Source organism: Neisseria sp. (genome assembly GCF_041804105.1).
Classification (GTDB): Bacteria; Pseudomonadota; Gammaproteobacteria; order Burkholderiales; family Neisseriaceae; genus Neisseria.
This window is the reverse complement of record NZ_JBHCJY010000080.1, coordinates 1-7,441: the sequence shown is the minus strand read 5'-3', so window position 1 is coordinate 7,441 and position 7,441 is coordinate 1. Positions and strand designations below refer to the sequence as shown.

Below are 7,441 nucleotides of genomic sequence, written 5' to 3'. Positions count from 1 at the left end.
GCAATACGGCTTTGAGCATGGGCAGTAGCGGATAGGCGGGGCGACCGCGGTGGTCGCGGATGTAACGGGTCTTTTGCCGGTTGAGAAGTTGTTCGATGGGCTGCCAATCGAGTAGCCGGTTAATTTTGAGCAACGGGTAGCTGTCGATATGTTTGCTCATCATGATTTGGGCTTGTTGGTGGAAAAAGCTGCTCATAAAAAAATCCTCTGAATTCTTTAGGAGAATTTAGAGGAGTTTTGGTTTTTTTGCAAAGGTCTCGGCCTTTGCAAAATATCCGCGTCCAATCCGCCCGATGCCGCTTCCGAACAAACAGGCCGTCTGAAAATAAGTTTTCAGACGGCCTGTATCGACAGCCGGCGTTTCAAAGGGAACACTCAATCCCCCATCACTTTCCCTTCGCGGCGCGGGTCGGCTCCGCCCTGCAAGCCGTCTTTGCCGATAACGATGCCCTGCACGCCCGAATTCAGGTCGCGCACCTGCACTTTGTAGCCGAGCTGTTCCAATGCCCCTGCTTTGGCGGCTGCGGCGGTGTTTTCTTCCAGTTCGTACGCACTGCCGCGGTTGAGCATATTGGGCAGGGCAATCGCCTGCTGGATGTCCATGCCCCAATCGATGTGCGCCACCAGCGTTTTGGCGACATAGCCGATGATGCGGCTGCCGCCGGGCGAGCCGACGGCCAGATACGGACGGCCGTTTTTCATCACGATGGTCGGCGCCATCGACGAACGCGGCCTTTTGCCGCCTGCCACGCTGTTGGCCACCGCATTGCCGTCTTTATCGACGGGGTTGAACGCGAAATCGGTCAGCTCGTTGTTGAGCAGATAGCCGTTGGCCGTGAGCGTGGAGCCGAACGCATTTTCGATGGACGTGGTCATCGACAGCACATTGCCCGCCTTGTCCACAACCGCAATATGGCTGGTGGACGGCAGCTCCATGCCGCTGCCTTTGCCCGCACCTTTTTTCAGACGGCCTGCGGCAACGGTTGCCGCCGCTTTACCGCTTCCGCCGACGGCGGCGGCACGCTTGGCCAAATAACCTTTATCCAGCAGCGCGGCAGTAGGCACGGCGGCAAACGCCGGGTCGGCCACATAATAATCACGGTCGGCAAACGCCGCGCGCGACGCTTCGCCGAGCCAACGCCAGCTTTCGATGTTGTCCGCACCCAAAGCCCCGATGTCTTTGCGCTGCATGATGCCCAGAATCTGCCCCAACGCAATGCCGCCCGAACTCGGTGCGCCCATGCCGCAGACTTCGTAGCCGCGGTAAGGCGTGCACACGGGTTTGCGTTCGACGACGCGGTAGTTTTTAAAGTCGGCCATGCTCATGGTTTTCACACCGGTGGCGCGGTTGACGGCATCCACGATGTTTTCGGCCGGTTTGCCCGTATAAAACGGCGCACTGCCTTTGGCCGCCAACAGTTTCACCGAAGCGGCAAATTCGGGGTTTTTCAGCACCGTCCCCGCCGCCAGCGGTTTGCCGCCGGGCAGGAAATAAGCCGCCGTTTGCGGATAACGCGCCAGATATTTCTGATTCTGTTCCACGGATTTCGCCATGCGCGGCGATACGGCAAAGCCCCGTTCCGCAAGGTCAACCGGCTTGGCAAACAGCGTTTTCCACGGCAGTTTGCCGTAACGGCGGTGCATCTGCTCCATCAGCTTGGGCACGCCCGGTATGCCTACCGAACGGCCGCCCACCACCGCATCCATAAATTCCAGCGGCTTGCCGCTGCCGTCCAAAAACAGCTCGGGTTTGGCCGTTTCCGGTGCGGTTTCGCGGGCATCGAAAGTCGTGAGTTTTTTCGCTTTATTGTCCCAGTACACCACAAACGCACCGCCGCCCAAGCCCGACGACTGCGGTTCGGTCAGGCTCAACACTGTCTGCATCGCCACCATCGCATCCACCGCGCCGCCGCCCTTTTTCAGGATTTCATAACCCGCTTCCGTGGCCAGCGGATTGGCCGAAGCCGCTATAAACCGACGGGCGTGTACCAGCTTCTGCTCGGTCAGGCCCGTACCCTGTTCGGGGGCATGGTTTTGGCTGTCCGTCGGAGCTGCCGCCGGTGCAGCAGGCGTTTGGCCCGAGGCCGTCTGAAACTGCGGTTCGGTTTTGGCGCAGGCGGCCAATATGCAAACCGTTAATATGCTGTATATAAAAGGGGTTTTCATGCTTTCTCCAATGCCGGACGGCTGTAACCGATAAAACGGTACAGTAACACAGTTTCAGGAAGAACCGTAACCGCCGGAAATCTTCGGGATGGATAAAGGCCGTCTGAAAAATGTTTTCAGACGGCCTTGATTGTTTTCAGGCGGTTACGGCGGCGTTGGGCGAACCGCTTCCATATCGATGATTCTGTCGGCCGATTCGATGGTTTCCTTACGGTGCGCCACCATGATTTTGGTGATGTTCAGCATCTTCAGGTTTTCGTTGATCGCCCGCTCGTTTTCCATGTCCAAATTACTGGTGGCTTCGTCCAAAAACAGGATGCGCGGTTTGCGGTAAAGCGCGCGTGCCACGATAATCCGCTGTTTTTGGCCGCCTGAAAGCGCGCTGCCCATGTCGCCGATCAGGGTTTCGTAACCCATCGGCATCTGCATAATGTCTTCGTGAATCATGGCCATTGCGGCACACTGCATGATGAAATGCATGTCGGGCGTTTCGTCGAAAAAGCAGATGTTCTCGGCAATCGAACCGGCAAACAGCACATCGTCCTGCGTTACCGTGCCGCTGAGACCGCGGATGAAGCGAGGGGAAAGTTTGTGGATGTCGTGGCCGTTGACCAATACGCTGCCCGATTCGGGTTTGAGATTGCCGATCAGGATGTTCATCAGGGTGGATTTGCCGCAACCCGAACTGCCGACGAATGCCACGGATTCGCCTTGCTTGATGTGCAGGCTGATGTTTTTCAGGATATACGGTTCGGTGTCGGAATAGCGGAAAGATACGTTGTCCACCACAATATCGATGTCGCCCGTGGTTTCGGGGATGTAGATTTCTTCGGTTTTTTCGGTTTCCGTTTCGGTCAGGACAATATCGGCCAAGCGTTCGGCGTGCAGGTTAAGCATTTTGATTTTGATGTATTGGTCGACCAGCTCTGCAACACGGGTTTCAAACTGCTGGCGGTATGCCCAGAAAGCCATCAGCGCGCCCACGCTGAATACGCCGTCCAATACGCGTGTTGCCCCCAGATAAACAATGACGATGCTTTCTAGGCCGAACAGCAGTTTGTTGGCAAAATCGAAAATATTGGTCAGTTTTTGCGTGGTCAGATGCGCATTGATGGTATCGACAAACAGGGTCATCCATGAGCTGTGCCGCTGTTCGTTTTTTTCAAACAGTTTGACCGTATGGATGCCTCGCACCGTTTCCATAAAGTAAGTGTTCTGTTTGGCCTCGTGGATAATGTTCTCTTCCGTGGCGTGCCGCAACGGATAATAGGCCGCAATACGGATAATGATGTACAGCACCAATGCAATCAAAACGGCCAATGTCAGTATCGCGCTGTAATAGAACATCAGTATCAGCGTGAACACCGCCATCACCCCGCTCAATACCGATTTGAAGGCTGTGGAAGTGAGCGTTTCCTGAATATTGTCAATCGCTTGGAAACGAGAAATCACGTCGCCCAAGTGCCGTTTGGAAAAGTAATCGGCAGGCAAATCGAGCAGTCTCTTGAAAATATTGGCCTTCCACTGCACGCTCAATGTAGTCGTCAAATGCATGTTGACCCATGACTGCAGCAGGCCGGTGAGCTGCTGCAAAATCATCAGCAGGCCGAATCCCAAAACCAGCGTCAGCAAAAGGTTTCTATCTGCCGACACGATAACGTGGTCGATGACCCACTGCATCAGAAACGGGCTGACCAGTCCGAAAATTTCCAGCGCAAACGCCAGAATCAAAACCTGAGCCAAAGAGCGGCCGATACCGGTTACACCTTTGAGCAAAGACAAGATTTTGATTTTCTGCCGCTCTTCTTTTTTCTCGAAGCGGGAATTCGGCCACAGCTCCAACGCAATGCCGGTAAATTTCTGCGACACTTCTTCCATACGGATTTTGCGGATGCCCACGGCGGGATCCATAATCACAATGCCGTCTTTGGTTACTTCCTTCAGCACCACAAAATGGTTCAAATCCCAATGCAGGATACACGGCGCACGCAGATTGGGCAGGTCGTTCAAATCCAGCCGCAAAGCCCGCGAAGTCAGATTCAAATCATTGGCGAAACGCACGATATCCGCCATCGTCAGGCCTTTTTGCGACAGCGAATACTTCTGCCGCATCGTGCGCAAATCAGAGTGGTAGCCGTGATAACCCGCAATCGCAGTCAGACAAGCCAAGCCACATTCGGCCACTTCCGTTTGCAGTATCACGGGCAGCTTTTTACTGAATCCGAAAGATAAGCGTTCCAAATAATTCATAGTTTCTTAAAATCCTACTTTGAGACATTCATTTGGATAAGGCCGTCTGAAAAATTCAGACGGCCTAAATATACTAGGCAGGTTCCAAATATATAGATTAACTTTTTTTTCTTAGAGTAATCGACGGTTGCTTCAATCGATTCTTTTTGAAAGAATTTTACCTATCATGCCTCCAGCTATTACGCAAAATATGAATAAAATCCAGTAAAAAATTCCTGAAATATCAGTAATCTGTCGGATAAAGAAGCACGCGGATAACATAAAAATCAAAGGAACAATCTGATATAAAAACTTTCTCATGGTATTGATTTTTCAGTTGAGTCAATCAAAAACCTACCAACTTACAAACAAACCGTCGGATATTTCATACAAAATATTCAAAGTTTCCCCGTAATACTGTACAGCGGGTCAAGCACCCATTCGTAGAGCTTCTTACGCTCGTGCATAATGTCGGCTTCCACCACCATGCCCGTTTGCAGCCGTTTCTCTTCGCCGTAAACCTTGATGGTCTGTTTGGCCAGTTTTACCCTGACCAGATAAACCGGTTCGTTTTGGGCCGGCTGCTGCACATTTTCTTCGGTAACCGCACCGCCCAAAGTCGTCAGCTCCTGCCTGCCCACCGCCGTTTTCGCAATCGAAATGATTTTTCCGTCGGCGTGGCCGAATTTTTCGTAGGGATAGGCCTGATAGCGCAACACAACCTTATCGTTAGGCTTGATAAAACCCGCCGCCCTGCTCGGCACATACAGGTTCGCCACCAAATCGGTGTTTTTCGGCACAATGCTCAACAGCAGCGTAGAAGGCGTTACCTGTTGCCCCGCCTCCACGTTCGACGTGCTGACATAACCCGCCTTGCTTGCCCGAATCGACTGCTCCTGCTGCATATCCAGATTCAGCGTTTCCTGCGTCAGTTCCGAAACATTGCGGCTGAGCTGGCTCAATTCCGACTGCTGTTTCTCGGGCAGGCTGGTCAGGCTCTGCCGCTGCTCTTCCAATTCCCGGATAATGGCCGCCTCTTCCCGCTCCAAAGTACCCAATTGCGTCTTTTGATCCAGATGCGCGTTTTCATATTCAATCATCTGCTGGTCGGAAATAAAGCCCTGCTTCAACAGTGGGCGGTATTTTTCAATCACCTTTTTCGCCAAAGCCACCCGCTGCCTTTGCCCCTTCAACTGGTTGCGCACATCCGCCAGCTGGTCTTCCAGCTTGCCGACATTGCTTTTAACCGTACTTTCCTCGCCTTTCTGCATCGTTTTCTTCTGCTCGATTTCCTCCAGCAGCATCTGCTTGCGCAACTCGGCTTCCCGAACCAGCTTCGCACGCGCATCACCGCCCTCGTTATAGCGCGGCATCGACAAAGTCAGCAATTCGTCGCCCTGTTTCACATATTGGCCGTCTGAAACCTTTTTAGCCGCAATAAAGCCCGTATCCGGCGCATACACCCGCACCAAACCCGCAGCAGGCAGAAGCTGCCCATCCACCGTCGTTTTACGCGTATAACTGCCGAAAAACGCAAAAACAATCAGCGCAGCAGCCCCCGCTGCCGCGCAACCCGTTAAAAACACAAAAGAAAACGGGCGGGACATCACCACATGCCCCGTCCACTTATTCTTCTTCGCCTCGAAGATTTCAGGGCGGAAAAAACTGTTGTTGTCGGCCATCGTCAACCAATCGGAATGTATCGTTTTAATATTCGGAAACTACCCTGTAACAGACCCTGAAACCACCGTTACAGTTCAAAGCACAGCAGCAATAACGTGTATAGGTTTGCAAAAACATTTAAATGACAAAGGCCGTCTGAAAAACAGGTTTTCAGACGGCTCTTCGGGATTGGCAGCATATCCGGCATCGTAGGTACGGTTAGCCGCCCCAAGCGGCGTAACCGTACAAACCGCCGACATGCGTACGGTTACGCTTCTTTAAGAGAAGCTAACCGTACCTACGCGGGCTATTATTCATGGTAAAGCCAACAAAACACTGTAGGTATTCTGGTTATATTTGAAGCCGCCAATTCCCCTCTCGAATTGCCCACACACTGCTTGGATCCGGCAAAATTGTAGGATCCCAAAAATAACCTCCGGAAACTTGATTCAGTTCATAACTTCTCAGTTCTTGCATAATAAATTCCTTAAAAATAATATTGTAGGATCATTCGCACAGAAGAGGTGCAAATATACAAACGTTAATCAACTTAATCGAGATCAATATTTGCCCTTAATACATCAGCATATATCGATCCTAAAAAACCACCTATACCACCTGCGATACCGCCACCAGCAGCAGTAGCATAGCCCGTTTCTATAGCTCTGTCCCAATCAATATCTTCATCCCAATTAAACTCCTTGCCCCAACCTCCGGCCACCATATTCAATTCATGCATAGCCAGTTCACGGCCAAAATCATTGCTAGTTAAAGTTTTCATAAAAAATCTCCTTAAAAAACAAACAGCACTCGCTGGCTTAGCAACATTCGTACGGTTACGCTTCTTTAAGAGAAGCTAACCGTACCTACGCTGGCTTCGGGATTGGCAGCATATCCGGCATCGTAGGTACGGTTAGCCGCCCCAAGCGGCGTAACCGTACAAATTGCCGACGTGCGTACGGTTACGCTTCTTTAAGAGAAGCTAACCGTACCTACGCTGGCTGAAACCACCGTTACAGTTCAAAGCACAGCGGCAATAACGTGTATAGGTTTGCAAAAACATTTAAATGACAAAGGCCGTCTGAAAAACGGATTTTCAGACGGCCTTTCGGGATTTGCAGCATATAGGCATCGTAGGTACGGTTTGCCGCCCCAAGCGGCATAACCGTACAAGCCGCCGACGTGCGTACGGTTACGCTTCTTTAAGAGAAGCTAACCGTACCTACGCTGGCTACATCAATTTAATAATTATTCCCAGTAGATTCCGAAATCAAAACCACCAATGGTAACACCTATGCGTCCTGCACCTGTTACTGCTTCCAGTTCATTCAGATTCAACTCTTTCATAATATACTCCTTAAAATAAAGATAAAAATTTAAAAAT

General features: G+C 51.5%; 4 protein-coding genes and 1 pseudogene. All 5 read right to left on the bottom strand.

Going from position 1 to position 7,441, the window contains the following annotated elements; translation table 11 throughout:
• A pseudogene (locus ACEYDX_RS07500) lies at positions 1-196 on the bottom strand (IS5/IS1182 family transposase); the annotation flags it as partial.
• Positions 197-375: 179 nt separating this feature from the next.
• Entirely contained in the window at positions 376-2,166 is a 1,791-nt protein-coding gene (gene ggt, locus ACEYDX_RS07495; RefSeq protein WP_373741400.1) for a gamma-glutamyltransferase, read from the bottom strand.
• A gap of 144 nt (positions 2,167-2,310) precedes the next feature.
• Positions 2,311-4,416 (bottom strand): peptidase domain-containing ABC transporter, encoded by a 2,106-nt coding sequence (locus ACEYDX_RS07490; RefSeq protein WP_373741399.1) that lies wholly within the window; start codon positions 4,414-4,416, stop codon positions 2,311-2,313.
• Between the two features lie 377 nt (positions 4,417-4,793).
• Positions 4,794-6,077 carry an HlyD family secretion protein gene (locus ACEYDX_RS07485; protein ID WP_373741398.1) on the bottom strand — a complete coding sequence of 428 codons (1,284 nt, stop codon included), beginning with the start codon at positions 6,075-6,077 and terminating at the stop codon, positions 4,794-4,796.
• Positions 6,078-6,607: 530 nt separating this feature from the next.
• Positions 6,608-6,838 (bottom strand): hypothetical protein, encoded by a 231-nt coding sequence (locus ACEYDX_RS07480; RefSeq protein ID WP_373741397.1) that lies wholly within the window; start codon positions 6,836-6,838, stop codon positions 6,608-6,610.
• Between the last annotated feature and the right edge of the window lie 603 nt (positions 6,839-7,441).